Source organism: Halorussus vallis (assembly GCF_024138165.1).
In the GTDB taxonomy this organism is placed as follows: domain Archaea; phylum Halobacteriota; class Halobacteria; order Halobacteriales; family Haladaptataceae; genus Halorussus; species Halorussus vallis.
The window spans coordinates 2295158-2318328 of sequence record NZ_CP100000.1 but is presented as its reverse complement, the minus strand read 5'-3'; the positions used below and the strand labels follow the sequence as shown (position 1 = coordinate 2318328).

Below are 23171 nucleotides of genomic sequence, written 5' to 3'. Positions count from 1 at the left end.
CGCATCGGCCCGTCCGGCCCACTCGGTGTCCCGGCCCGCCGGAATCGGCGGCGGGCTTTATGGAGAATGCCCTCGTATCCTCACACATGAGTGGACACGGTGAGCAACCGGTGGAGGACGACGGCGATGAAGAAGCAGTCGAGAAGGCGCTCAACGTCGACTTCGGCCAGACGGTCTACGACGAGGACGGCAACGAGCTCGGTCAGATTAGGGGACTGGAGCAGGGCGGCTTCTTCGTCTCGACGCGGTCGGGCGTCGAGAGCCTGAGCGTCGAGCACTCCCGCGCAGGACACGAGTTCGGCGAGGGCGAACTGATGTGGCGCTGCACCAACTGCGGCGAGATGGGCGAGATCGACGAGGGCCTCCCCGACGAGTGCCCGAACTGCGGCGAGCCCAAGGAAGCGCTGATGTACTGGACCGAGGACTGAACGGTCCTTCTTCTCGACGCGAGTTTCACGGAGTAGTCGTGACGACCGCCTCGAAAGCCCCCGCCCGCTCGCGGTCGCTCACCGACATATCCGGCTCGCACCTTCGGCGCTCGCCTGATAGGGGTCGGTGAGACGACCAAGCGATGCGCGAGCGGGCGGCCCCTTTCAGTCCCGCCCAGTCGTATAGCGTCACCGAGCGTTCGCCGGCGGTTCGGTCGGCCTCGAATCGCGGACAGCCCCCGGCGAGCAACTAACCGCTTTTCTACCCCCGGTCCCAAGGCTCGGACATGGAAATCGTCGTGTTCGGCGCGGGGAGCCTCGGCAGTCTCGTCGGCGGCCTCCTCGCACGCGAACACGCAGTCACGTTGGTCGGCCGCGACCCGCACGTCGCCGCCGTGCGCCAGTCCGGCCTCCGAGTGACCGGCGCGTTCGACTTCGCAGTTCGCCCGACGGCGACGACCGACGGCACCGACCTCTCGGCCGACCTCGCGGTGGTGACCGTCAAGTCGTTCGACACCGAGGCGGCCGCCGAGTCACTCGCGACCGGCGCGTTCGACGCCGCGCTCTCGCTCCAGAACGGCATGGGCAACGAGGAGACCCTGGCCGAGCGCCTCGATTGTCCCATCCTCGCCGGCACCGCGACCTACGGCGCGATGCGTCCCGAGCCGGGCACCGTCGAGTGCACCGGCGTAGGCGAAGTCGTCCTCGGACCACGAGCGGGCGGAAGTTCAAAAATCGCCGAAGAGGCGGGCGCGGCGTTCTGCGCCGCCGGAATCGAGACGACCGTCGCCGAAGACGTTCCCCGCCGGCTGTGGGAGAAACTCGCGGTCAACGCCGGCATCAACGCCACCACCGCGCTGGCTCGGGTCGATAACGGCGCGCTCCTGGCCGGTCCGGCCAACGACGTGGCGACCGCCGCGGCGCGCGAAACCGCCCACCTCGCGCGTGCGGTCGGCGTCGAACTCGCCGACGAGGCGGCCGCCGCGGCCGTCGAACGCGTCGCCGACGCCACGGCCGCCAACGCTTCCTCGATGCGCCAAGACGTGCGGGCGGGCCGCCGGACCGAGGTCGAGGCCATCAACGGGTACGTCGCCGACCGCGCCCGAGAAGAGGGCGTCGACGTGCCGGTAAACCGGACGATGGCGAATCTTCTGCGGGCGTGGCAGGCCGAGCGGGCAGAGTGAATCCATCGCTCGGCGAGAATCCATCGCGTCGAGCGAGTCGGGGCGCGGCCCGACTCGCTCTGCACTTTGGAGCGAATCAGGACCGCGCGATGACCCAGAAGGTCGCCAGTCCGCCGACCCCGAGCACGAAGAAGTAGGAGGCGAACCGGTAGAGGATGGTCGCCGCGAGCGCGGGGCCCTTCGGAATCGGCGCGAGCGCGACGAGCAGGATGACCAGCGCCGCTTCGACGCCGGCCATGCCGCCCGGGAGCGGCGTCAGTCCCGCGAGCGTGCTCGCCGGGACTATGAACAGGACGAGCACGAGCGTGATGGGAAGGTCGAGCGCCAGCCCCGAGAAGTACAGCGGCATCGCGAAGAACACCCAGCCGATATACGAGAACACGAGCGCGTGGAGCAGGCTCCGGGGTTCCTCGGCGATGCGTTCGAGCGAGCGGTAGAACTCCTCGATGCGCCGGCGGGCGCCGGCGACGGTGATGCGGTCGGTGTAGTTCGTGACCGGCCGGACCACCGACAGGACCACCTTCTCGACGCCCTTCCTGCGTCGCCACCCGACGTAGACCAGCGCCGGCACGCCGAAGGCCATGACGGCCAGCCCCTGGGCGAGCGTCTCGACGCCCTCCGACATCGGTGTGCGCAGGAGGATGTACACCAGCCCTATCGCCGCGAAGTTGAAGAACGGCAAGAGGTTGAGCAGGTCGGCGGTCACGACGCTCGCGAGGCTGTCCTCGTAGCTCGCCTCGGTGTCCTTCGAGAGGATGTAGGCGATGAACGGCTCTCCGCCCGCCTGGCCCATCGGAGTGACGTAGTTGGCGAACGTGGCCGCGAGGTACGTCACGCTGAGTCGCCTGTACGGAACTTCCACGTCGAGTTCGGCGAGGACGATCTGCCACGCCCGGCCCCACGCCAGCAGGCCGACGACCGACGAGAGGCAGGCGACCGCGACCCACTTGTACTCGGCCTGTTCCAGCGCGTTGATGACTCGTCCCCATCCGGCGACCACGCCGAGGAGATAGACGAGCACGCCCGCCACCACGAACCCGACCAGAATCTTGCCGACGCCGGAACTGTCGGTGAGGCCATTGAGGATGGCCTCGCCGCCACCGCCGCCGCTCCCGTCGCCGCGCTCCGAGGCGGTTCTTCGGGCTTCGCTCGGTTCGCCGCCGTCGGATTTCGTTCGACGAGGCTCGGGGTCGCTCCGCTCGTCCTCACCTCCGTTTGAATTCGTCCGCGGCTCGGGGTCCGTATCTTTGGATGTCACGTGGAGAGCTCCGTTTGGTCCGCCGTCAGTCGATGTAGCCGAGGTCCTGGAGTCGGTCCTTGGCGTCGTCGCTCATGTCGTCGAGCACGTCCTCGTCCTCGACTTCCTTCCACTCGCCGCCGACGCGCTCCTCGAACTCCGAGAGGGCCGCTTCGAGTTCGACCTCCTCGTCGCTTCCCTCGCCGCGGGCGTCGTGCATCTCCTCGGGGTCCTCGTCGAGGTGGTAGAACTCGTCGGGGATGCGCTCGTTGCGGATGTACTTGGCGTCCGGACGGCGCGCGGCCCGCATCCGCGAGTAGAACCGCGAATCTCGGTCGAGTTCGATGCCTGCGTCGCTGGCCTTCTGTTCGAGTTGCTTCAGTTCGACCACGGGCCGGTAGTACTCGACGAAGGCGTAGTCGCCCTCCGCGAACTCCCGGTAGTCGGCCGACAGTAGCGACCGGGTCCGGTCGAGCGGTTTGGTCGACCGCTCGGCCTCGACGCCGGCGTGGTCGAGCACGGTGTGGTAGAGGTCGACGAGCTCGACCTGCTGGTCCTCGCGCCGACCCGGTTCCATCTCGGGGTGCTTGACCAGCAGCGGGACGTTCACGAGCGGGTCGTAGATGCAGAACTCGTGGCCGTAGAGGCCGTGTTCGCCGTGGAGTTCGCCGTGGTCGGCGCAGATGACGACCATAGTGTCGTCCCACTCGTCGTTCTGCTCCATCCACGAGAACAGCCGCGCGAGTTGGTAGTCGATGTGGCGAATCTCGGCGTCGTACAGCCCCTCGATGGCCTCCCACTCCTCGTCGGAGATGTCGCGCGCGCCGCAGTTGTACTCCTTAGAGTTCTGGCAGACCTTCGTAGAGTCGACGCCCGGCGCGAACTCCTCCTTGTACTCCTCGGGCGGGTGGTACGGCAGGTGGGCGTCCATCAGGTTGATGAACGCGAAGTAGTCGTCGTCGGCGTCGTCGATGAACTCGATGGTGCGGTCGATGACCTGGGGCGTCTTCGAGTCGGCGCCCTCGCCGGAGGCGGTGTACTCGTGGATCTTGTTGCCGACGCTCACGAGGTAGTCGGCCGCCTTCCGGAGCGTCTCGTTGTCGTTCATCGTCTTCCAGGCCTTCGCCAGCGGACCCGAGAGGAAGTCGCCGGGCATCACCTCGAAGAAGTTGTCCTGGTCGTCGAAGCCGTCGGTGAGGTGGGTGTAGGGCGTGATCCAGGCGTTCGAGGAGTAGCAGGCGGTATCGTAGCCGGCCCGCGAGAGCGACTCCGCGAGCGTGGTCGCACCCTCCAGGTAGGGGTTCTCCTGGCTCGCGCCGTGTTCGCTCGGGTACATCCCGGTGAACAGCGAGGCGTGAACCGGCAGGGTCCAGGGAGCGGGGGCGACGGCCTGTTCGAAGACGGCCGCCTCCTCGGCGAACCGTTCGAGTCCCGGCGTCGTCGGTCGGTCGTAGCCATAGACTGAGAGGTGGCTCTTGCGAACCGTGTCCATGACCACGAACACGACGTTCCCCGCGGCGTCGTCGTTGGTCATACGAGTATCGTCCAACACCCGGCGGGATAAATATCCTGATGTTAGCCGCGTTCTATCCTGAGAATCGCAACGTTTCGGATTCGGAAAGGCGTGCCTACGGAGCGCCTAAACCTGCGAAGAATCCGAGATATACGGCCGAAACGACCGCTTAGAACGGGGCCTGGGGGCCTTCGTCGTCGTCGCCGTCGTCGTCGGTGGTTTCGCCGGGGAACGACGGGCTCATACCGCCGCCCATGCCGCCGTCGTCGCCCATACCGGTGTCGGCGTGGACCTTCTCGATCTCGGGAATCTCCTTGACCATCCGGCTCTTGATGGCCTGGATGGTCATCGGGGAGATGCCACAGCCCGAACACGCGCCGCCGAGCGCGATGTGGACCTCGCCGGTTTCGCGGTCGATGTTCTGGATGGCCGCGCTCCCGCCGTGCATCTGAATCTGCGGGAAGTTGCGCCGCAGGAAGTTGCTGACGCGTTCCTCGAGGTCGTCCCCGTCGTCCTGCGTATCCGTGCTCATACCAGCGGGTAGGGAGCCTGCAGTCTTAGGCCTTTGGTTCACCGCCTCGTCCACGCTCGAACGCCATTGTCGGGTAACCTCGGCGGCGCCGTCGTTCGACGACTTCGGCGACGCCGTCGCTCGGCACCCCGGCGGCGTCAAGTCGACGCCGCCGGGTGAACCGAAGCCGTCGTCGAATCCCACGAAGCACCCCACCACGGACGCTCCGAACCGACCGACGCCGTGCGGCGTCGGTCGGTTCGGACTCCCCAGTTTGGACGCCCCGATTCGCGCTTCCCGGTTCACGACCCCCGTTCCCCCTCGACCGGCCTACGCGCCGTTTCCGGTGACGATTTTGGCGACCTCGTTGCGGTCGAACAGCCACTCCTTCTCGGGAATCTCGGGGTAGTGGTCGCCGTCCTCGTAGCGGGGCCACTCGCCGAACAGGTCGGGGTAGAGCTGTTTGGCGCCCATCTCTATCTGGAAGAGGTTCATGATGGGTCCCTGGTAGCGCATCCCGGCCGCGTACACGCGGTCGTTCTTCACCGCGGTCAACTGGCTCCCGCTGGCGTGATTCTCGAGTTTCTTCCGCGTCTCGGCCATGTCGTAGTTCGGCGTCATCCCCCACAGGTGGAGGATGACGTCCGGGTCAGCTTCGAGCATCGTCTCGTAGTCGACGGTGCCCCAGAGGTTCTTCCAGTTCTGGTCGGCGAAGGCGTCGTTCGCGCCGAGCGGCCGAGTGTCGGCCAGCCAGTACCCGGGCTTGTTGAGGTGGTAGGTGTAGAACGACTTCCCGTCCTGCGCGAGCGTCACCCGGACGGCGGTCGGGCGCTCCTCCTTTGGCGGAAGCTTCTCCTGAATCGAGGAGACGAGGTTCGAGTGGACCTTCGCGAGCGCCCGGTACTTGGCCTCCTCGCGGAACACCTTCGCGACGTTACCGAACAGGTCCCAGAGCGTGTAGTGCTGGTAATTTTTATAGCCGTCAGGGGCCGCGGCCCGCGTCCCGCTGTAGAAGTTGCCGAACCACGGCGCGATCTGGGAGGTGATCTCCTCGACGTCCGACCGGTCCCAGTTCTTCTGGGTCGACGCCCACGCGGGGTCGGCCAGGTGGACGTCGCTGTTCAACTCGTACAGCAACTCCTTCGGGAGGCCGTCGGTCAGGGGGTCGCGCAGGCCCTTCCAGTCGAAGGAGACGCCGTCGAGGTGGTGGTAGTAGTGGTTCATCGTCGTGCCCGACATCTTCGGCACGTACACCGAGTTCACCTTCTCGCCGTGGCCGAGCGCGACCGCCATGTCCGCGTACTGGGGGAAGACCGTGAAGACGCGTTCGGGCACGTTCTCGAACTCGACCGTTCCGACGGGCGACATCGACACCGAGTAGGGGCCGCTCGCCTCGCCCGTCGTCGTGGCGTCGCCCGCGGTGGTTTCCGCAGTCGCACCCGACCCGGTCGTCCCCTCGGTTTCGCCCGAGTCGCCCGTCCGGTTGCCCGTACAACCGGCCAACAGCGCGCCGGCACCGGCCGCGCCGGCCCCTCTCAGGAAGGCTCTCCGCGATACCGTCGAACGTGGCGTTCTTCGCATGCTTTTAGGTCCGCCTAAACACGACTTAGGGGTTTTGATTTGCCTAAACTAGTGCCGCCGGTCAGTTCGCTTCCGGAAATTTCCTCCCGCAACGCGGAAAATTCCGGTCGGACGCGACCCCCAGTCGTCGCCGGCAACGTCCGGGACCGGCTATGGCCGGTCCCGATTTTATCCCGCCTCCACGAGTACGGACACCCGATGTCGTACGAACTACTCGGCCGGGAGATCGAACTCGAAACCGCCCTCCTCGCCGAGTCTCGCGAGTACGTGCGGGACCAACTGTCCGAATACGAGCGCGGCGACCGACGCGAGTTCGACCTCACCGTCGACTTCCCGGACGGGTTTACGGGCGAGGTCCACCGAGAACTGTGCGCGATTCCGTACGGCGAGACGCGGACGTACGGAGAACTGGCAGACCGGCTGAGTACGGCACCTATCGCCATCGGTCAGGCCTGCGCGCGGAATCCGCTCCCGGTCGTCGTCCCCTGCCACCGCGTCGTCGGCGCGGACTCGTTGCGCGGGTATATCTACCCCGGCTTCCAAGAGAAATTGTTGGAACTGGAGCGAGGACACGGCGGGAGGGAACGTTGACCGCTCCCGCGTCGAAAATCACCGTAAAGATGGATTCTCACCCAGAAACCGATTCCGCGAACGACACCGACGAGGCGCTCTGCGTTTCGCTCCGCGTCTGGCATCCGGACTGCTGGGTCATCGAACTCACCGAACGCCTGGACATCGGACTGATCGGCTACGGCACGCGGACGCGACCGTCCGGTCGGACCACGACGCTCTACACGCTCTACGCGAACACCGAGGAGCAGGTGTCGGCGGCCATCGAGGAAATCCACGACCACCCGCAGGTGTACGCCGTCTCCGAAGTGAACCAGACCCACCGGCTCGATTCGACGTCGACGCCCGGCAACGCGACGAAGGGACTGCTCATCGACCACGACGGCACGACCCAGATCAGCGACGAGTTCCTCTCGCGGGGGTTCGTCCACGCCGAACCGGTCGACGGGAACGACGGCGTCGAGTACTGGACCCTCCTGACGAACGAGGGACGGTCGGAGGTGAAGGCAACGCTCGACGAAATCTGCGAGAGCGCCGGCGCGGACATCACCGTCCTGAGTATTACGGAGGCGACGTGGGGAACGGGACTGGGCGGCCTTCCGCTCCACAGGCTGACCCGGAGACAACACGAGGTCTTTCGACTCGCCCGCGAGGAGGGCTACTACTCGACTCCGCGGGGGATTTCCGCGGAAGCCTTGGCAACCGAGTTGGGCATCTCGAAGTCGACGCTGAACGAACACCTTCACAAGGTGGAAGCGAAACTGCTCGGGGTCCCGGAACGCGGCGACTGAAACGCTCGACCTCATCCTCGCTCTCGTTCTTGCTCTCACCCTCGCCCCTCACCCTCGCCCCCGCTCGTGCCGACGGACAACCCGACCGCTCAGAACCTCACGTTCAGAACGCCGGGGACGCGTTCGCGCAGAACCTCCCATTTCGTCAGTCCGAATCCGGCGACTATCACGATAAATCCGACGAGCGTGAGCGCGGTCAGCGGTTCCCCGAGGAGCACCCACCCGATGAGCGCGGCGAAGACGGGACTCGCGTACACGACGAGATTCGTCTCTATCGAACCTCGCCGCTCCAGTAGCGCAAAGTACAGCAGGAAGCCCAGCGCGCTCGGAAATACCACGAGATACGCCAGCCATCCGACCGCTTCGGGGGTCCACCGAATCGACGCGAACGACTCCGAGCGGCCGAGGCTCGCCGCTTGCAGCACGACCGCGCCGAGCCCCATCGCCCACGCTTGTCGGGTCGCGAGCGGCAGGTCGACGGAGAACCGCTGTGCGAAGACCGACCCCACGGCGGTACAGACCGCGGCGGCCACGATCAGCACCTCCCCTGACGCCCGCCCGGCGAGTAGACCGCCGACGTCGGGACGGGCGACCAAGGAAACGCCGACGAAACTCACGACCAGACCGAGCACCCCCGTCGCGTTCAGCCGTTCGTCCGGCAGAAACAGCCGAGCGAATCCGACGGTGAGAATCGGAATCGAACTCACGAGAACGGCCGCGACGGCGCTCGTCGCGTGCTGTTGGCCGACGAAGAGGAACGCGTGGTAGCCGCCGTAGACGAACGTCCCGGCCACGGCGACGCTCAGCCACTCGGCGCGACCGCGAGGTGCCCACCGATCCGTCGTCGCGTAGGCGTAGACGAGCACGAGGAGTGCGGCGAGTTCGTACCGGAGCGCGGCGTAGAGAACCGGCGGGAAGTACTCGAGTCCCGCCTTTATCGCGACGAACGCAGATCCCCACACGAGCGCCAGCGCGACGAACGGCCCCGAACCTCCGGAGACCGTGCGTCCGTGTTCATCACTTTGCATCGTCTCGTCGAACGTCCTGCGAGCCACTGAATCGACCACCTGCCATGACGGGATTCTCCGGCAAGAAGTCCCGTACCACGCGTTTGGTGACGTCGGGACTCCCTGCAATCAGGAAACTGACGAGGTCCGACGGTTCACCGTCTGAGGTCGCACAGCAGCGCCCGAGGAAGATTCGTATAGCGAAGAAAAATTCATGGGCGTGTTCGTGGTTCGCTGCGCTCGCTGGCCGTCCACCGCTTGCGCCGCTCGAACGGTCAGTTTTCAGAAGATGAGAGAAACGTTCGGTTTCGACCGCCCCAACGGCGTTACTCCTCGCCGGACTCGAAACCGAACACGCGCCGCAACTCAGTCTCGATCGCCTCGACGTAGACGTCGAGCAACTCCGTCAGCTTCTCGTCGTCGACGATCACGCCCTGGACGCGGTCGGTCGGGTTCTCCGGGAGTTCGACCCGGAACTCACCGTCGCCCTCGTAGAAGGGTTCGCTCTCGTTCAGAATCTGCTGGTCGATGGCGTGGACGAGTTCCGAGTCGTACCGGTCGTTCATCCGGTTGAAGGCGTCCTTGTACGCCTTCTGGAGTTCGTTGAAGTAGTGGACGTACTTGTCCTCGAACTTCTCGGGGTCGAAGTCGGCCATACGCGGGGGAATGGCCGGGTCGGACAAAAGTGAGGCGGTCGCCCGCCGAGGGCGTTCGAGTGCGCATTTGCACAGTCGGCTCACGTCACCACCGTTCGCCCGGATAACGGACGTTCGCTTTCGCGACCAGTCGTCCCCGTCCTTCGCTCTACGCGTTGATATCCCGAACGTGATACCCCGGCGAGTCGACTAGATACCGTCCGTACCCCTCGATGGGCGGACGTGACTATGCACGGCGTGGTCGGCCGATAAACTCCACTTTGCGATATCAATTATGGGGTGTCCCGACCATCCTGCGTTTCGGACGGCTACTTCTGCGCGCTTTCCAGAACGTCTGTAGCTCGGATAGCTACCTCGACGATGACTCGACTGCCTCTCTCGGGCGACCTCATCGAGTCCAGAAAATACACTCGAGATTCGACGTTTCGCGGGGTGCTGCCACTCGAAACGGGCGAACCGAGTCGGTGTCGGAGTTCATCCGGCGGGACTACAGAAGCCCGTGCCTTCACCGAAGTCGAGAGTAGCGACGCGTGCGTCGGTTACTCGGCGGCCACGTTCTTCCATCGGTTCGTCCTACTCTCGGATGTCAACGTGGATTACTATCGACCGCTTTCGGAAGGACCATCCTCCCCGTACGTATCCCGGAACTCCTGAATGAGTTGGCCAGTTTCGGCGTACCACCGGTTGAGCATTCGCTGAAGCTCATCGGCTATCTCGTCCGGGTCGGAGACTCGATACACGTGGTGATAGCCGCCCTTCGGACAGCTTTCTTGTTCTTGCACGGCGACTCCCGCTTCTTCGAGTCGTTTGACCGAACGGTACGCAGTCGTCCGCTCTTTACCGATGAACTTCGCAACGTGATCCACGGTAAGCGGCTCAGAGGATTCCGCTAACAATCTGAATACCCCTTTGTCGAGCTCGTTGAGTCCGAGCATACTGTCGAGAAGACCCTCCCACTCCCGTTCGTTCTGGAGTTGTTCCTGTACGGCGTTCGGCATTCTTGTCGAGGGTTGGTACTGCTGCCAGATAAAGTTTGCATCTTCAGTGCAGTCTTTTCGAAGACCGGAATAGCCGCCGAACACTATTGCAGATCGGATTGAACTTAGTTGGCGGCGAAGGCGTCCAACGAACCCATATTCTGGAACCTATTCTATTCAGTGGCTTTCGTCTTCGGGAGCGACAGTGTTATCTCTGGTGTCCTCATTGCACTTCCTATGCAAACAACTGGTGGCGGCCTAGAGTGCGACGTTCTCATCGTCGGGGGCGGGCCTGCGGGCTTGAGTGCAGCCCTCCAATTGGGGCGCTCGCTCCGCAGCGTCTTGGTCTGCGATAACGGCGAACCCCGTAATGGTCCGGCAGATGAGTCCCATGGATATCTGACGAGGGACGGTATCCCCCCGGAGGAGCTCCGCCGTCTCGGTCGTGAGGAAGTTTCCGAATACGAGGCCGAGTTCCGAGATTCGCGGGTAACGGACGTCAGCAGAGACGACGACGGATTCACCAGTACCCTGGACTCCGACGAGACCGTCACGAGTCGGAAGGTCGTATTAGCGACTGGCGTCAGGGACGACCTTCCCGATACCGACGGCTTCGAGGAGTTGTGGGGGAGTGGCGTGCATCACTGTCCCTACTGTCACGGCTACGAAGTCCGCGACGAACCCCTCGGCGTCATCGTCACAAATCGACACATGGCCGACTACGCGAAGCTCATCTACAACCTGAGCGATGATCTCGTCGTGTTCACCGATGGAGAGGACGTCTTCGACGAAGAATCGCGGTCGGCGTTCGTCGAGCGAGGAATCGAGATCGAAGACGAACCGATCACCGCACTCGACGGCTCAGAAGGTGCACTCGAAAGCGTTTCGCTCGCGGACGGTCGCGACGTCGCCCGCCACGCCCTTTTCTATCCACCACCGATGGAGCAACACAGCGAGCTCCCGGAACGACTCGGTCTCGAAGTGAATCAGGCTGGACTCGTCGATGCAACGCGGTCCGAACGAGGAATCGGGTTCACGTCGGTCGAGGGGCTGTTCGTCGCTGGCGACGTCTCTAGCGGGGCTCCTCCGTCCATACCGTCGGCCGTCGCCGATGGATACGCAGTCGGCACGACCGTGAATATGGAACTCTCCATGGAAGACTTCGAAGGAGGGAGGCGATGACGGACGAGCGTCTCGAGGATCTCGGCGATCGCTTCTCACGGATAGCCCATCACTACGACGACAAACACGGCGGTGAAGAGAAGCCGATCTACAACACGTGCGCTTCGCTCGTCGTCGACCACGCAGACCCTCGTCCCGACGACGTAGTCCTCGACCTCGGAACGGGGACGGGCCTGATTGCGCTCGCGCTGGCCGGGGATGCCGGCCACGTCGTCGGTCGCGACATCAGTGACGGAATGATAGAGGAGGCGCAGTCGAAGGCCGCCGACAGCGATATCGAGAACGTGGAGTTCGGCTACGGCGAGTTCCGCGACCCGGAATACGACGGCGAAGTAGACATCGTCGTCTCGAACTTCGCCCTTCATCATCTCCCCGACGAGGAGAAACGCGAGGCTATCGAGGCCATCGCCGAACTCGGCCCGCGTCGGTTCGTCCTCGGCGACGCGATGTTCTTCGGGTCGGACGACCCCGAAGAACCGTTGTTCGGCCACGGGGTCGATGCGGCTACCGTCGGAATGCTCGTGGATGTACTCACCGACGTTGGATTCGCGGTCACGGCAGTCGAGCGCATGCACGACCAGGTGGGTGTCCTCGTCGCCGAACGGGCCGGTAACGATGCGGAAAATGACACTCTCTCCACGGACTCCACGCCCGAGAACTCTTCCTGCTAGCCTGCGAGCCCGGAAGGACCTCGCCGGAAGAAGGAATCGCGCCGCCGAACCTCAGCCCCGGAGCGCCTCGACCGGTTCGGCGTTGGCGGCCTTCCACGCCGGATAGAGGCCGCCGACGACGCTCGCGCCGACGCCGAAGCCGAACCCGATGGCCGCGTAGCGGAGCGCGGCCGCGTCGAACGCGAGCGGGTCGCCCAGCAGCGCGCCGTTGATGAGCGCGCCGACGCCGAAACTGAACAGCGTCCCTAACAGGGCGCCCGCGAGTCCCAGCAGCGCCGCCTCCGCGAGCATGATGCGGAGCACGTCCATCTTGTGGTAGCCGACCGCCCGGAGCACGCCGATCTCTTGGCGGCGCTCGATGACGCTCATCAGCATCACGTTGGTGATGCTCACGCCCGCGACCACCAGCGAGATGCCGCCGATGCCGATGAGGAAGAGGTTGATCTGGGCGAACGCCTCGTCTATCTGCTCGGAGACCTCCGCGCGCTCGAAGACGCCGACGACCTTCCGGCGGTCGTTGAACGCACCGCGAATCGCCATCGCGGTTTCGTTGGCTTCCTGTGCGCCGCCGGTGCGGACCACGACCTGGGCGTACCCCTCCGCCTCGAACTGCTCAATCGGGAGGACGACGGCGTCGTTCGGTCGAGCGATGACCGCCTGCCCCTCGTCCTGGAGGACCGCCTGCACCCGGTAGGTCTCGGTCACCCACCTGTGCTGGCCGTCGCGGAACGTCGAACGCTGGAGTTCGAGTTTGTTCCCGGGTTCGATGTCGTGGCGTTCGGCGAACGTCTGCCCGACGAGCGCGCCTCTCCGCCAGTTGCCGGGGATGGAGCCGTCGGCGACGTCGTAGAGCGCGGCGGGGTCCTCGACGCCGTACACCGTCACCATCGAACTTCCCCCGTCGGCCGGCCGGCGCGACGTCCGCTTGAACGGGACGAGTTCGGCGTCGCCCGCGAGGCGGTCGATGGTTCTGATGTCCTGTTCGGTCAGCATCGCCGGGTCCTTCTCGCCCGTCGGGTAGACGTGCAGGTCGCTCCCGATTTCGCCGATGGTCGACAGCTGAGCGCTCTTGAACGCCACGCCGAACATCCCGAGCGAGGAGATGGCGACGACGCCGATGACGACCGCCAGCACCGCCAGGCCGGTCCGGGTCCGGGCCCGCGAGAGGTTCCGGCGTGCCATCAGGAACGCCGGAACGCGCTGCCACAGCGGTTCAAGCATCGGTTTCACCCTCCGGGTTGGCCCGGGCACGCTCGGACCGGCCACCCCGGTGGCCGACCAGGTCGCCGTCGGGGTCGAGTCGCCCGTCGACGAGTTCGACGACGCGGTCGGCGTACTCGGCGACGTAGTCGTCGTGGGTCACGGTGACCACGGCGACGCCGTCGTCGCAGATGGCGCCGAACTCGTCGAGGATGACGTCGCCCGTCTTGCGGTCCAAGTTGCCCGTCGGTTCGTCGGCCAGTAGCAGGTCGGGTTCGTTTATCAGCGACCGGGCGATGGCGACCCGCTGTTTCTGGCCGCCCGAGAGTTCGTCGGGGTAGTGGTCGACCCGCTCGCCCAGCCCCATCCGTTCGAGGAGTTCGGTCGCGCGGCGCCGGGTCGCCTTCGGTTCGCCCGAGAGCAGGCGGGGCACCTCGACGTTCTCGCGCGCGGTCAGCGTCGGCACGAGGAAGAAGCTCTGGAAGACGAACCCGATGGTCTCGCGCCGCCGGTCGGTCCGCTCGCCGGCGGTCATCGCCCCGACGTCCTCGCCGTCGAGCAGGACGGTGCCGCTCGACGGCGTGTCGAGCAGTCCGAGGACGTTGAGGAGCGTCGACTTGCCGCTCCCGCTCGGGCCGACGATGGAGACGAACTCCCCGCGCTCGACGGCGAAGTCGATGCCCTTGAGCGCGCGGACGGTTTCGCCGCCGGTGACGTACTTCTTGACGACGTCGGTTCCGGTGATGAGCGACATGTTAGCGTCGACGCCACCAGAAGACGCCCGCACCGATTAGCGCGACCGACAGGAAGCCGAGGAGCGCGAACGGCGGCGAACCGCCGCTCTGCTTCGGCTTCGGCGGTTCGGCGGCCACGCCGACGTCGACGGTGACCGTCTCGGTCATCGTCATCCCGTCGACGACGTAGGTCACCTTCAGCGGCACCGTCGTTCGGTTGTTACTGAGCCGCGCGTTCACGTCGAAGGTGACGAAGTCGCTCGCTTCCACGGTCCCGACGAAGTACTCCGGCTGGGGCTGGGCCTTCGCGACGTTCTGCCCCTCGGCGACGCTCACGAGGACGCTGTCGACGGCCTCGCCGCCGAGGTTGGCGGCGCTCCCCGAGAGGGCCAGCACGTCGCCGCGTCGCTCGGCGCTGACGCCCGTGAGCGAGATTCGTCCGGGGTTGTCCGGCGCCGTGAAGTCGGCGTCTATCGTCCGGGAGAGTTGGCGTTTGACGCCGTCGGCGTCGGTGTAGGTGAACGTGACGTTCACCGGGTAGGTGCCCGCCTCGTCGGCCTTCGCCCGGAACGAGAACGTTTGGGACGACTGGGCGGCCACCGAGGGCGTGACCTGGCGGCTCTTCTCTATCGTGACCGCGTCGCTCGCGGCTTCGAGCGCGACCTGCCGAACCGGACTGTCCATCCCGTTCGAGACGGTCACGTTGAGCGACCGCCACGCCCCGACGACCGCCGACTCCGTCTCGACAGCCAACTGCGGTCGGTCGGCCGGCGGTTCGGGCGGGGTGAAGTCGGCGCGGAGGATTCGGCGGACCTCCCTGCGTTCGCCGTCGGCGGTGGTGTACGCGAGGGTCACGTCGACCGGGTGACGTCCCGACTCGGCCGCCTCGGCGGTGAACGAGAACGACGCCTCCGCGCCGCCGTCGAGTCTCGCGCGAATCTTCGAGCGCTCGTCGACCGAGATCGCCTCGCCGCCGACCGACACCTTCAGCTGTCGGATGGCGTCGTCCCGGCCGTTCGAGACGTTGACCGTCAGCTCGCGGGCCTCCCCGGGGAGCGCCGACTGGGTGGCCAGCGACAGTTGCGGGTGTTCGCCGTTCACGTTGAGCGTGAGCGGGTGGACGACCCTGCGCCGGTCGCCGTCGCCTCGGCTCAGAACCACGTGGACGTAGAGTTCGTGGGTCTTCGTCTTGTTGAGCGTGACCTCGACGGAGCGCTTGGCCGTCTCGCCGGGCGCGACCTGCGTCACGCCGGTGAATCGGCCGGCGATTCGCTTCGAAGACGCCGATTCGCCTCGCCTGACTTCGACGCCGAGGACGTCGTAGGCGGTGTTGGAGGACTCGGCGTTGGTCACGCTGACCGCGACGGGGAACGGTTGGTCCGGCGTCGGGAACGCCGGCGCGTCCACCGACACCGACACGAAGTCGTCGGCCGCGGCGACCCCCGCACCGGCGGGGGTCAGCGCGGCGACGAGGACGAACGATGCGAGCAGGAGGGTCGTGGATTTCCGTGTCATAATTCTCGATTTTCTCGGATTTCTCGGGAGACGACTGCGAAACGTGTCGCCTCCGTCGAACTCGCGGGGGGATGCCGGCGGTCCGCCGACGGACCGCCGGCGAGCACCGATTTCTCGGTCGAACGCCGTTCTAGCCGCGAGTCGTCGCCGCTGGCGACGACTCGGCGTCTCGACGGTTCTCGCGAGTCTCGTACCTACCTACCGAGCGAGCGACAAGATAGTTATTACGATATTGAAAGGATACGGAAAGTGACCGCGAGGCGAATCTCGGTGGTCGAGAGCAACCACGGCTGAACGTTCGGGAACTCACTAAGCTATCTCTATCTAAATGGCCTCCTCAGTAAGGAAATCGTCTTCCTCAGAATCAAGTTATTCGAACCGCCATTCAAGAAAATCGATTTGACGGCGATTTCGACACCAGCGATGACTCCTATCAATACCAACATTGCGGGCCAAACGACAACGATAAGACCTGGATAATGCCCATCAACTCCTTTTCCAGTAAACGGTCCGGTGAGTAGATCGTACGCCAAATACGCTACCGGGATTGTTGGAGTGACGATTCTGTAGCGAAAGAGCAAGGTCAAGGCAAAAGCAGGTGTCGTAAAGTACGCTAACCAAGCAGCTACGTACCATAAAACCGGCATTTCTCGCCCTGTTGTACTGACAGTGGCGTTGAAATGCCAGAGACCTATAAACCCTCTCACGACACTAATTAGAAGTCCGAACCAGACGGTTGGTTTCAAACTCAAGACTAATGGATAGTTTTTTGTCATATACGTATCTATGGTTGGTATAGTGAAAAACTTCCGAGAGGGTTAACATATACTTATATATAATTAATAATATGTTCATTCGGCCATGTTCTTTAACATAGGTTGAGGCGCTCCGTCCCTCTCGGTTGATCGCTAAGGCCGTGTGCTACGGAAGGTATCGACCGACGACAGAATTAGCTACGGGTCCACACGTACCAATCTGCAGGTGGTCGGCGCCCCCTACCGAGTCCGCCCGGTTACAACTCGTGGTCCGGTCGCAGACGCCGATTTCGCTCTCGCACTCGTCGTACCTCGCTCACTCCAACTGTTCGCCCACAATCTCGTTCACCTGCACGACGAACTCCTCTTCGGCCCCTTTCGGAATCGTCGCGCCCGCCGCGACGTTGTGGCCGCCGCCGTCGCCGCCGACCGCCTGAGATGCCTCGCGCATCGCCACCGAGAGGTCGAGGCCCTGGCGGGTGAGCGAGGGCGTCCCGCGTGCGGAAACCTTGACCTCCTCGTCGTTCTTGTCGGCGAAGGCGACGATGGGCGTGCCGCGCTCGATGCCGTTCGCGCCGACCGCCATCCCGGCGACGATGCCGACGATGGTTTCGCGGATGCGGTCCTCGGCGTGGAACCACTGGACGTTGTCCTCCTTCGTGACGCCCTCGCGCTTGACGAGTTGGAGTCCCTGCGAGAGGTTCCGGCGGTGGTTGCCGAGGAGTTCCCGGGCGCGTTCGAGCGCACCCTCGCGACCCCCTAGGTCAGTTACGTTCCTTAGACACACCGCCAGCCCTACGTCCGCGCGCTCGTAGCGCGCCGTCGCGTTCAGCAGGGTGGAGAACTCGCTCACGTCCCGGAGTTCGGACCCCTCCGTTTCGTTCGCGAGGACGTAGCTGGTGCCGAACAGTCGGTCGATCTTCCTCGACGGGAGCTTCTTGTCGACGACGTAGCGGAACAGCGCGTTCGAGACCGTGCTCTGCTCGTCCTCGGTCAGGTCCACCCAGCACCGCCACTCGCCGGCGTCGGTCTGCAGTTCCACGTCCAACCCGTCGAGGAACCGGAGCGCACCGTTCTCGTTGTTCGTGATGCCCGGGATGCGGGTGTCGCTGGCGTACTCCAGCATCTTGGGGAGCGGGCGGGTCTGCTTGCCGTACATCGACAGGTCGGTGGCCGTTTCGAGCACGCCCGCCTCGACGCCCTCGGCGACGATTCGGTCGTTGGCGCCGACGAGTTCGCCGTCGGTCGTCTGCATGTCGCCCACCGCGCCGACCACCGCGAGTGCCGCCAGGTCGCGGTTGTCCCCGCCGTCGACTTCGAGCGCCCGCGCGAGGACGTAGGCCGCGCCCGCGCCCGAAAGCTCGGAGGAGCCGTCGAGGTCGAACAGCAGCGGATTGAGGTGGTGTTCGGTGTCGGCGTCGGCCGGCTGGTGGTGGTCGGCGATGACCGGCGTGAAGTCGCCGGCCGCCTCGTGTTCGGCGATGATGTCCAGTTGGCCGCTCCCGAAGTCGGTGAATAGCACCGTCTCGTAGTCAGTGGCCGCGATGGCCGCGATTTCATCGGCGTCCAACTGCTTGCTGAAGACCGTCTCGAACGGGATGCCGGCGCGTTCGAGCGCCGCGGCGGCGACCGCGGCGCTGGTCAGGCCGTCGGCGTCGATGTGGGAGGCCAACAGCACCTCCTCGGCGTCGCGCAGTCGGTCTGCGCACGCTACGGCGCGTTCTGCGAGTACGGGGACGGGACCGGCGGAAGCCATTCGGGGAGAGGTAAGTCGCTATCGTTTATAAACTTCCGCTATCGCTCCCGTCGCCCACCGCCCTCTCGAACGTCGAGGTACGCCGGCGGCACCGCGTCGGCGGTGTACGTCTCGGGGCCGCGCTTCGAGATTCGGTTTCCGTCGGCGAGCATCGCGGCGGCGTTGACTTCGAGGAGCGCGGGGTCGGCCGCGTGCCGGCGGCCGACCTCCCTGGCCTGCGCGGGCGTTCCCGAGAGGTGGACCTCCTGGCGGCCCATCGGTTTCAGCCCCTCGGACAGGATGGCCTCGACGTTCTCGGGCGCGGTGCCGTGGTAGAGCGCATCGGGAATCACCTCGACGTCGCGGGCCGACGCGCCGCGTCGCGGCGCGTCGGCCGCTTCGGCCCCTTCGACCGCTTGCGCCATTCCGGTCACCTCCTCACCGTCCGCTTCGAACTCCGTCTCGGCGTCGAGGTCCACGTCCACCGAGTGGCCGTAGGCGGCCCGGATTCGAGCGAGCGACTCCGTCGGAGTCGCTCGCTCGAACCGGCCCTTCGGGTCGCTCGCGACCACCGCCGCGACGTGCTCGGGTTCGGCCCAATCGTACTTCCGGGTCACCGCGGCGACCAGGTCGTCGTAGTCGGTCCACCCCGCCGCGTCGAGTTCGAGGCCCGCGTCCTCGGGGAAGTGGCGGAGCGCGCCGCTGACGAACTTCGAGAGCCTGCGGCGACGCTCACCCGAGAGAATGCGCTCCGTCTCGCGGCCGCACTCCGGGCACGCCGCGGCGTCTCCCGCATCGGACGACTCCGCAGGGGTCACGTAGCCGTGTGTCGGGCACCGAAAGGCGGGGTCGGTCATCTCACGGTGTTACGTCGTTCGGAGCGAAGTAAGCCGGGGCCGCGCTCTTGGCGAGTCGCCGGTCACTCCGCACGTTCCCGCTCAGCGTCGGCCTCCGTCTCGCGGGCGAGGCCGTCGAGCAGGTACTCGGCGGAGGTCCGGGTCGTCGCCATCGGCGTGTCGTGGACGTCGCACAGGCGCAACAGCGCGGTGATGTCCGGTTCGTGCGGTTGAGCGGTCAGCGGGTCCCGCAGGAAGACGACGCCGTCGATTCGCTCGTCGGCGACTTCCGCGCCGATCTGGGCGTCCCCGCCTATCGGTCCGGACTGCTTGCGTTCGACCGTCAGGCCCGTCTCCTCGGCGACGAGTTTGCCGGTGGTGCCGGTGCCGACGAGGTCGAACGTCGAGAGTAGCGACTCGTACTCCCGGGCGAGGTCGAGTATCTCGGGTTTCTCGTCGTCGTGGGCGATGAGCGCGATGCGAGTCATACGAAGTCGTCTCGCCGGAGGCGCAAAAGCGTGTGCGCCGTCGTGGGTTCGCAGCCGGTTTACCGCCGTCGCCGTCTCGCCGTCACTTCGCGTCGAGGTCGCAGGCGGTTCCGGTCGCGAGGCCCTCCTCCTCGACGTGGGCCGCCAGACAGCCGTAGTTGCAGAACCGCCCGGTTTCCTCGCGCTCACAGTCGACTCGCTCCTCGACGAAAACCGGGTCGTGGGCTTCGACGTCGCAACCGCAGAAGGTGCAGTCGGTCGCCATGCAGGCCCTCAGGGACGCCCGCGCCTAATCCGTTTCGCGCAACCGCCAGCGGCCGACCTACTCGTGATACGTCGGCGCGGCCGCCTCGACGACCTCGCACGCCAGTTCGTCGAAGTCGGCGACGTCGGGCACCGCGTCCACCGCGATGCCCTCGCCTTCCGCGGTTTCGCGGGTCGGCGGGCCGATGGCGCCGACCACGGCGTCGTTCAGGCCCGCGACCGCCTCTTCGCGGACGCCGCGCTCCTCGGCGGCGTCCAGGAAGTGCTCGACCGTGAGCGAGGAAGTAAAGAGTGCGGCGTCGAGGTCGCCGTCGGCCGCCAGCGCGGCGGACTCGCCCGACCCCTCCGGTCTGACGAGGCGGTACAGCACCGTTTCGTGGACGTCCGCATCCGCGTCGGCGAGGCCGTCGGTCAGCACCGGACTGCCGTGGTCGCTTCGGGCCACCTCCACGCGCGCGCCCTCGACCTCGTCAGCGAGCGCGTCGACCAGTCCCGCCGAAGTGTACTCCTCGGGGACGACGTTGACCTCGTAACCGGCGTCGCGGAGCGCGTCGGCGGTGCTCGCGCCGATGGCGCACACCGTCGCATCTCCTGGTTCCCAGCCGGTTTCCGCGGCGAGTTCGACGCCGGTCTTGCTCGTCAGGACGACGAAGTCGCCGTCGCCGGGCGCCTCGCCGGTCGGCCGGACCTCCAGCATCGGGTCGGCCACGGGGTCGGCGCCGAGCGAGTCGAGCAGTTCGACCGCGTCGGCAAGGCGCTCGTCGTCCGGGCGGAAGACCGCCACGCGCACGTCCCTGTTCATCGCTATCGGCCCTCGCCGTCGCGGTCGTCGGCCTCCTTCTCGTGGACCGACTCGCCAACCTCGCCGTCTCCCGACTCGCCGGTTTCGGCCATCGCGGCCTCGATGATGTCGGCCGCGCCCTTCTCGGCGAGTTCGGCGGCGACCTGCTTCGCGCCGCTGACGTGGTTCTCGACCGGCACGTCACGGCTCACGTCGACTGATTCGGTGCCGTCCTGGGAGAACACCTGGATGTCGACGTGGACGTGCTCGCCCTGGATGAGGCCGTGGACGCCGATGGGGGCGACGCACCCGCCGCCGAGTTCCGCCAGGATGGTGCGCTCGACCGTGGTTTCGACCCGCGTGCGCGGGTGGTCGAGCACGGTGTGCATGTTGTCGGCCTTCTCGTTGTCGAGGCTGGTCACCGCCAGCGCGCCCTGGCCCGGCGCGGGGACGAACTCGTCGGTCGGGAGTTCGACGTAGTCGAGGTGGTGGGCCAGGCCGCTGCGTTCGAGGCCGGCCTGCGCCAGCACGATGGCGTCGTACTCGACGTCGACCTCGCGTTCGAGCGCCCGGCGCTCGATCTCGGCGAGGTCGTTGAACCACTCTTCGACCGTGCGGTCGAACTCGCCCTCGTGCTCCTTCTTGTAGCCCTTCTTCGCCATCGCCTCGTCGGACTTCCGCTCCTTCTCGGCCTCGGTTCGCTCCTCGTGTTCGTGCTGGAGCGCGGGCGCCAGCAACTTCTCGGCGCGGGTGTCGACGTTGCCCCGGAGCGGTTCGACGTGCAGGTCCGGCCGCGCGTTGAGCAACTGGGCCTTCCGGCGGAGGCTGGAGGTGCCGACGGTCGCGCCCTCGGGCAGGTCGTCCAGCGACTTCCCGTCGGGCGTGACGAGCACGTCGTTGGCGCTCGCGCGCTCGGGAACCGCCGCGACGATGAGTTCCTCGGGGTGCTCGGTCGGCATGTCCTTCATCGAGTGGATGGCGCCGTCGAGTTCGCCGTCGAGGACCTTCTCGTCCAGGCTCCGGACGAACGCGCCGGTCTTGCCGAGCCGGTGGATGAGTTCGTCTCGAATCTCGTCGCCGGTGGTCTCGACCTCGACGAGTTCGACCTCGAACCGTCGGTCTTCGAGGGCGGCCTTGACCTCGCCCGCCTGTCGGAGCGCGAGGTCCGACCCCCGCGTCGCGAGGCGGAGCTGTTTGCCGCTTGCAGTCATACTCGGTTGTCGGCGTCGGAGGTTGATACACTTAGGGATTCGCGTCGCTTCGGGTCGGTTCGCTTCCACGAACCGCCGGCGGAGCAGGTGGTGGGAACCCCGACCGGGAGTTCTACGACGGCGCGCTCTAAGACGGCCGCGTCGTCGAGTCGATAGACGGCCTGCCGGCGCTGGTCCGGGTCGACGCGGAGGGGCCCGAGCGGGTTCGGGAGGGTCACTCCTACGCCAACCCCGCGGAAGCCGAGCGGGCGGCCTCGCTGGTGGCCGAACTGCTCGAAGCGGGCGTCAGGCCGGAGAACGTCGGCGTCATCACGCCCTACGACGCCCAGGTCGACGAGATTCGGCGCGCGCTGTCGGACGCGGGCGTCCCGAACCACGGCGACGTGGAGGTCGACACCGTCGACGCCTTTCAGGGCGGCGAGCGCGAGGCGGTCGTGGTTTCGCTGGTCCGGAGCAACGACGAGGGGAACGTGGGGTTCCTCGGCCGCGGCGAGGACGGCCCGCGCCGCCTGAACGTGGCGCTGACTCGGGCCGAGCGGTTCCTCGCGCTCGTCGGCGACTGGGAAACCCTGCGGGCGTCGACCGACGGGAACGACGGTGAAAACGGGGACGACGGCGAGAACGGGTACGGTGAAAACGGCGACGACGCGGCCGACCTCTATCGGTCGCTTTACGACTACCTCGACGAACGCTCTCGGACGAGGACGACGAACTCGGCGGTTGAGCGCTCGGGACTACTCGTCCGACCCTGCGCGTCGGGCTACCGCCACGGGAGGCCGGGGACGCCGACCCGCTCGTGTCGCCGTCGGAGGTAGTGCACCGCGAACGGGACGCTGGCGACGAAGCCGAGGATGACCGCCCACACCGGGTCGACCGGGAACCGGAGCGCGAGGAGGACGCCGCCGACCGCGACCAGCAGGACGAGTCCGACCAGCGCGACGAGCGCCTGGCGCATCGGTTCGGGCGCCCACTTGCCGCTCGTCCGGTCGATGTAACTCGCGTCGCGGTAGACCGCGACCGGGAAGTACGCCGTCAGGAAGACGAACGGGACGCCGAGCGCGACCATCGAGAGGCGAATCGTGCTGCCGCCGAACGAGAACGCTTCGAACGTCGAGGCGACGGCGAGCCACGCGAGGCTGGCCAGCCAGAGGACGAACGTCGCCGGAATCGCGGCCACCCAGTACCAGTGGTGTGACCCGTCGCTCCCGCGAGCGTAGCCGGACGTGCTCATGACCGCTCCTTGGGAGCGGGGCGGTAAACCCGTATCGAAGGCGGTGACGACCTGCCGAAGGCGATGACGAGGTGGAGACGGGCCGCACCCCTTTTCCCCGCGGCGGCCGTCTC

At 66.2% G+C, this 23171-nt stretch carries 25 protein-coding genes; 7 read left to right on the top strand and 18 right to left on the bottom strand.

The genetic code is table 11. The features are described from left to right. Positions 1–86 precede the first annotated feature (86 nt). Together NGM07_RS11795 and NGM07_RS11790 are read left to right on the top strand one after the other, a co-directional pair. Positions 87–428, top strand: a complete 342-nt coding sequence (locus tag NGM07_RS11795) for a DUF7130 family rubredoxin-like protein (RefSeq protein ID WP_253511610.1) — start codon at positions 87–89, stop codon at positions 426–428. Positions 429–715: 287 nt separating this feature from the next. After that, complete coding sequence (locus NGM07_RS11790; RefSeq protein ID WP_253511608.1) at positions 716–1612, top strand: ketopantoate reductase family protein; 897 nt, start codon at positions 716–718, stop codon at positions 1610–1612. A gap of 76 nt (positions 1613–1688) precedes the next feature. Here NGM07_RS11790 and NGM07_RS11785 read toward each other — a convergent pair whose 3' ends face one another. From NGM07_RS11785 to NGM07_RS11770, 4 genes are all read right to left on the bottom strand, one after another. Further along, positions 1689–2870, bottom strand: a complete 1182-nt coding sequence (locus NGM07_RS11785) for a lysylphosphatidylglycerol synthase transmembrane domain-containing protein (RefSeq protein ID WP_253511605.1) — start codon at positions 2868–2870, stop codon at positions 1689–1691. Positions 2871–2895: 25 nt separating this feature from the next. Continuing rightward, positions 2896–4383, bottom strand: coding sequence for a sulfatase (locus tag NGM07_RS11780; protein WP_253511603.1), 1488 nt, complete (start codon positions 4381–4383; stop codon positions 2896–2898). Between the two features lie 148 nt (positions 4384–4531). Next, positions 4532–4894, bottom strand: coding sequence for a NifU family protein (locus NGM07_RS11775; protein WP_253511600.1), 363 nt, complete (start codon positions 4892–4894; stop codon positions 4532–4534). Positions 4895–5203: 309 nt separating this feature from the next. Then, positions 5204–6454, bottom strand: a complete 1251-nt coding sequence (locus NGM07_RS11770) for an ABC transporter substrate-binding protein (RefSeq protein ID WP_253511597.1) — start codon at positions 6452–6454, stop codon at positions 5204–5206. A gap of 198 nt (positions 6455–6652) precedes the next feature. On the opposite strand from NGM07_RS11770, the gene NGM07_RS11765 reads away from it, so the two are divergent. Next, positions 6653–7045 carry a methylated-DNA--[protein]-cysteine S-methyltransferase gene (locus tag NGM07_RS11765; protein ID WP_253511595.1) on the top strand — a complete coding sequence of 131 codons (393 nt, stop codon included), beginning with the start codon at positions 6653–6655 and terminating at the stop codon, positions 7043–7045. A 29-nt stretch (positions 7046–7074) separates the two neighbouring features. Next, positions 7075–7815: a helix-turn-helix domain-containing protein gene (locus tag NGM07_RS11760; RefSeq protein WP_253511592.1), complete on the top strand. Its 741-nt coding sequence runs from the start codon at positions 7075–7077 to the stop codon at positions 7813–7815. An 89-nt stretch (positions 7816–7904) separates the two neighbouring features. On the opposite strand, the gene NGM07_RS11755 is transcribed toward NGM07_RS11760, so the two are convergent. The 3 genes from NGM07_RS11755 to NGM07_RS11745 form a co-directional block, all read right to left on the bottom strand. Next, a complete protein-coding gene (locus tag NGM07_RS11755) occupies positions 7905–8843 on the bottom strand; it encodes a DMT family transporter (RefSeq protein ID WP_253520197.1) in 939 nt (312 codons plus the stop codon). A 305-nt stretch (positions 8844–9148) separates the two neighbouring features. Further along, positions 9149–9478, bottom strand: a complete 330-nt coding sequence (locus NGM07_RS11750) for a DUF5783 family protein (RefSeq protein WP_253511589.1) — start codon at positions 9476–9478, stop codon at positions 9149–9151. Between the two features lie 599 nt (positions 9479–10077). Beyond that, the gene (locus NGM07_RS11745) at positions 10078–10476 is read right to left on the bottom strand and encodes a helix-turn-helix domain-containing protein (RefSeq protein ID WP_253511587.1); all 399 of its coding nucleotides are present in this window, start codon (positions 10474–10476) and stop codon (positions 10078–10080) included. 216 nt (positions 10477–10692) lie between these two features. On the opposite strand from NGM07_RS11745, the gene NGM07_RS11740 reads away from it, so the two are divergent. Both NGM07_RS11740 and NGM07_RS11735 read left to right on the top strand, forming a co-directional pair. Then, entirely contained in the window at positions 10693–11637 is a 945-nt protein-coding gene (locus tag NGM07_RS11740; RefSeq protein ID WP_253511584.1) for an NAD(P)/FAD-dependent oxidoreductase, read from the top strand. Beyond that, positions 11634–12308 (top strand): class I SAM-dependent methyltransferase, encoded by a 675-nt coding sequence (locus tag NGM07_RS11735; RefSeq protein ID WP_253511582.1) that lies wholly within the window; start codon positions 11634–11636, stop codon positions 12306–12308. The genes NGM07_RS11740 and NGM07_RS11735 overlap by 4 nt, the downstream gene beginning before the upstream one ends. 51 nt (positions 12309–12359) lie before the next feature. On the opposite strand, the gene NGM07_RS11730 is transcribed toward NGM07_RS11735, so the two are convergent. The 10 genes from NGM07_RS11730 to hemC all read right to left on the bottom strand — a co-directional run bounded on the left by NGM07_RS11730 (position 12360) and on the right by hemC (position 21827). Further along, positions 12360–13529 carry an ABC transporter permease gene (locus NGM07_RS11730; RefSeq protein WP_253511580.1) on the bottom strand — a complete coding sequence of 390 codons (1170 nt, stop codon included), beginning with the start codon at positions 13527–13529 and terminating at the stop codon, positions 12360–12362. Continuing rightward, positions 13522–14262 carry an ABC transporter ATP-binding protein gene (locus NGM07_RS11725; protein ID WP_253511577.1) on the bottom strand — a complete coding sequence of 247 codons (741 nt, stop codon included), beginning with the start codon at positions 14260–14262 and terminating at the stop codon, positions 13522–13524. Before NGM07_RS11725 ends, NGM07_RS11730 begins: the two co-directional genes overlap by 8 nt. A 1-nt stretch (position 14263) precedes the next feature. Continuing rightward, on the bottom strand, positions 14264–15757 hold the full coding sequence (locus NGM07_RS11720; protein WP_253511574.1) for a hypothetical protein: 1494 nt from the start codon (positions 15755–15757) through the stop codon (positions 14264–14266). Positions 15758–16077: 320 nt separating this feature from the next. Further along, on the bottom strand, positions 16078–16533 hold the full coding sequence (locus NGM07_RS11715; protein WP_253511571.1) for a hypothetical protein: 456 nt from the start codon (positions 16531–16533) through the stop codon (positions 16078–16080). A gap of 295 nt (positions 16534–16828) precedes the next feature. Next, positions 16829–18268, bottom strand: coding sequence for a RecJ family nuclease (recJ, locus tag NGM07_RS11710; protein WP_253511568.1), 1440 nt, complete (start codon positions 18266–18268; stop codon positions 16829–16831). 38 nt (positions 18269–18306) lie between these two features. Beyond that, the gene (locus NGM07_RS11705) at positions 18307–19104 is read right to left on the bottom strand and encodes an RNA 2'-phosphotransferase (RefSeq protein WP_253511566.1); all 798 of its coding nucleotides are present in this window, start codon (positions 19102–19104) and stop codon (positions 18307–18309) included. A gap of 62 nt (positions 19105–19166) precedes the next feature. Further along, complete coding sequence (locus tag NGM07_RS11700) at positions 19167–19571, bottom strand: methylglyoxal synthase (RefSeq protein ID WP_253511564.1); 405 nt, start codon at positions 19569–19571, stop codon at positions 19167–19169. An 82-nt stretch (positions 19572–19653) separates the two neighbouring features. Continuing rightward, positions 19654–19836: a hypothetical protein gene (locus tag NGM07_RS11695; RefSeq protein ID WP_253511561.1), complete on the bottom strand. Its 183-nt coding sequence runs from the start codon at positions 19834–19836 to the stop codon at positions 19654–19656. A gap of 57 nt (positions 19837–19893) precedes the next feature. Continuing rightward, a complete protein-coding gene (locus NGM07_RS11690; RefSeq protein WP_253511558.1) occupies positions 19894–20637 on the bottom strand; it encodes a uroporphyrinogen-III synthase in 744 nt (247 codons plus the stop codon). Positions 20638–20639: 2 nt separating this feature from the next. After that, positions 20640–21827, bottom strand: a complete 1188-nt coding sequence (gene hemC / locus NGM07_RS11685; RefSeq protein ID WP_253511555.1) for a hydroxymethylbilane synthase — start codon at positions 21825–21827, stop codon at positions 20640–20642. A 152-nt stretch (positions 21828–21979) separates the two neighbouring features. Here hemC and NGM07_RS11680 point away from each other — a divergent pair, with 152 nt between their 5' ends. Further along, positions 21980–22642 (top strand): AAA domain-containing protein, encoded by a 663-nt coding sequence (locus tag NGM07_RS11680; RefSeq protein ID WP_368410293.1) that lies wholly within the window; start codon positions 21980–21982, stop codon positions 22640–22642. Here the strand turns inward: NGM07_RS11680 and NGM07_RS11675 are convergent. Further along, positions 22588–23058, bottom strand: coding sequence for a hypothetical protein (locus NGM07_RS11675; protein ID WP_253511552.1), 471 nt, complete (start codon positions 23056–23058; stop codon positions 22588–22590). The genes NGM07_RS11680 and NGM07_RS11675 overlap by 55 nt on opposite strands. Positions 23059–23171 lie beyond the last annotated feature (113 nt).

Coding starts and splice junctions, on each gene's coding strand:
- NGM07_RS11770 (WP_253511597.1), bottom strand. CDS start 6,454: ATGCGAAGAACGCCACGTTCGACGGTATCGCGGAGAGCCTTCCTGAGA.
- NGM07_RS11735 (WP_253511582.1), top strand. CDS start 11,634: ATGACGGACGAGCGTCTCGAGGATCTCGGCGATCGCTTCTCACGGATA.
- NGM07_RS11755 (WP_253520197.1), bottom strand. CDS start 8,843: ATGCAAAGTGATGAACACGGACGCACGGTCTCCGGAGGTTCGGGGCCG.
- NGM07_RS11700 (WP_253511564.1), bottom strand. CDS start 19,571: ATGACTCGCATCGCGCTCATCGCCCACGACGACGAGAAACCCGAGATA.
- hemC (WP_253511555.1), bottom strand. CDS start 21,827: ATGACTGCAAGCGGCAAACAGCTCCGCCTCGCGACGCGGGGGTCGGAC.
- NGM07_RS11730 (WP_253511580.1), bottom strand. CDS start 13,529: ATGCTTGAACCGCTGTGGCAGCGCGTTCCGGCGTTCCTGATGGCACGC.
- NGM07_RS11675 (WP_253511552.1), bottom strand. CDS start 23,058: ATGAGCACGTCCGGCTACGCTCGCGGGAGCGACGGGTCACACCACTGG.
- NGM07_RS11705 (WP_253511566.1), bottom strand. CDS start 19,104: ATGACCGACCCCGCCTTTCGGTGCCCGACACACGGCTACGTGACCCCT.
- NGM07_RS11720 (WP_253511574.1), bottom strand. CDS start 15,757: ATGACACGGAAATCCACGACCCTCCTGCTCGCATCGTTCGTCCTCGTC.
- NGM07_RS11725 (WP_253511577.1), bottom strand. CDS start 14,262: ATGTCGCTCATCACCGGAACCGACGTCGTCAAGAAGTACGTCACCGGC.
- NGM07_RS11690 (WP_253511558.1), bottom strand. CDS start 20,637: ATGAACAGGGACGTGCGCGTGGCGGTCTTCCGCCCGGACGACGAGCGC.
- NGM07_RS11775 (WP_253511600.1), bottom strand. CDS start 4,894: ATGAGCACGGATACGCAGGACGACGGGGACGACCTCGAGGAACGCGTC.
- NGM07_RS11715 (WP_253511571.1), bottom strand. CDS start 16,533: ATGACAAAAAACTATCCATTAGTCTTGAGTTTGAAACCAACCGTCTGG.
- NGM07_RS11765 (WP_253511595.1), top strand. CDS start 6,653: ATGTCGTACGAACTACTCGGCCGGGAGATCGAACTCGAAACCGCCCTC.
- recJ (WP_253511568.1), bottom strand. CDS start 18,268: ATGGCTTCCGCCGGTCCCGTCCCCGTACTCGCAGAACGCGCCGTAGCG.
- NGM07_RS11740 (WP_253511584.1), top strand. CDS start 10,693: ATGCAAACAACTGGTGGCGGCCTAGAGTGCGACGTTCTCATCGTCGGG.
- NGM07_RS11745 (WP_253511587.1), bottom strand. CDS start 10,476: ATGCCGAACGCCGTACAGGAACAACTCCAGAACGAACGGGAGTGGGAG.
- NGM07_RS11795 (WP_253511610.1), top strand. CDS start 87: ATGAGTGGACACGGTGAGCAACCGGTGGAGGACGACGGCGATGAAGAA.
- NGM07_RS11760 (WP_253511592.1), top strand. CDS start 7,075: ATGGATTCTCACCCAGAAACCGATTCCGCGAACGACACCGACGAGGCG.
- NGM07_RS11790 (WP_253511608.1), top strand. CDS start 716: ATGGAAATCGTCGTGTTCGGCGCGGGGAGCCTCGGCAGTCTCGTCGGC.
- NGM07_RS11695 (WP_253511561.1), bottom strand. CDS start 19,836: ATGGCGACCGACTGCACCTTCTGCGGTTGCGACGTCGAAGCCCACGAC.
- NGM07_RS11780 (WP_253511603.1), bottom strand. CDS start 4,383: ATGACCAACGACGACGCCGCGGGGAACGTCGTGTTCGTGGTCATGGAC.
- NGM07_RS11750 (WP_253511589.1), bottom strand. CDS start 9,478: ATGGCCGACTTCGACCCCGAGAAGTTCGAGGACAAGTACGTCCACTAC.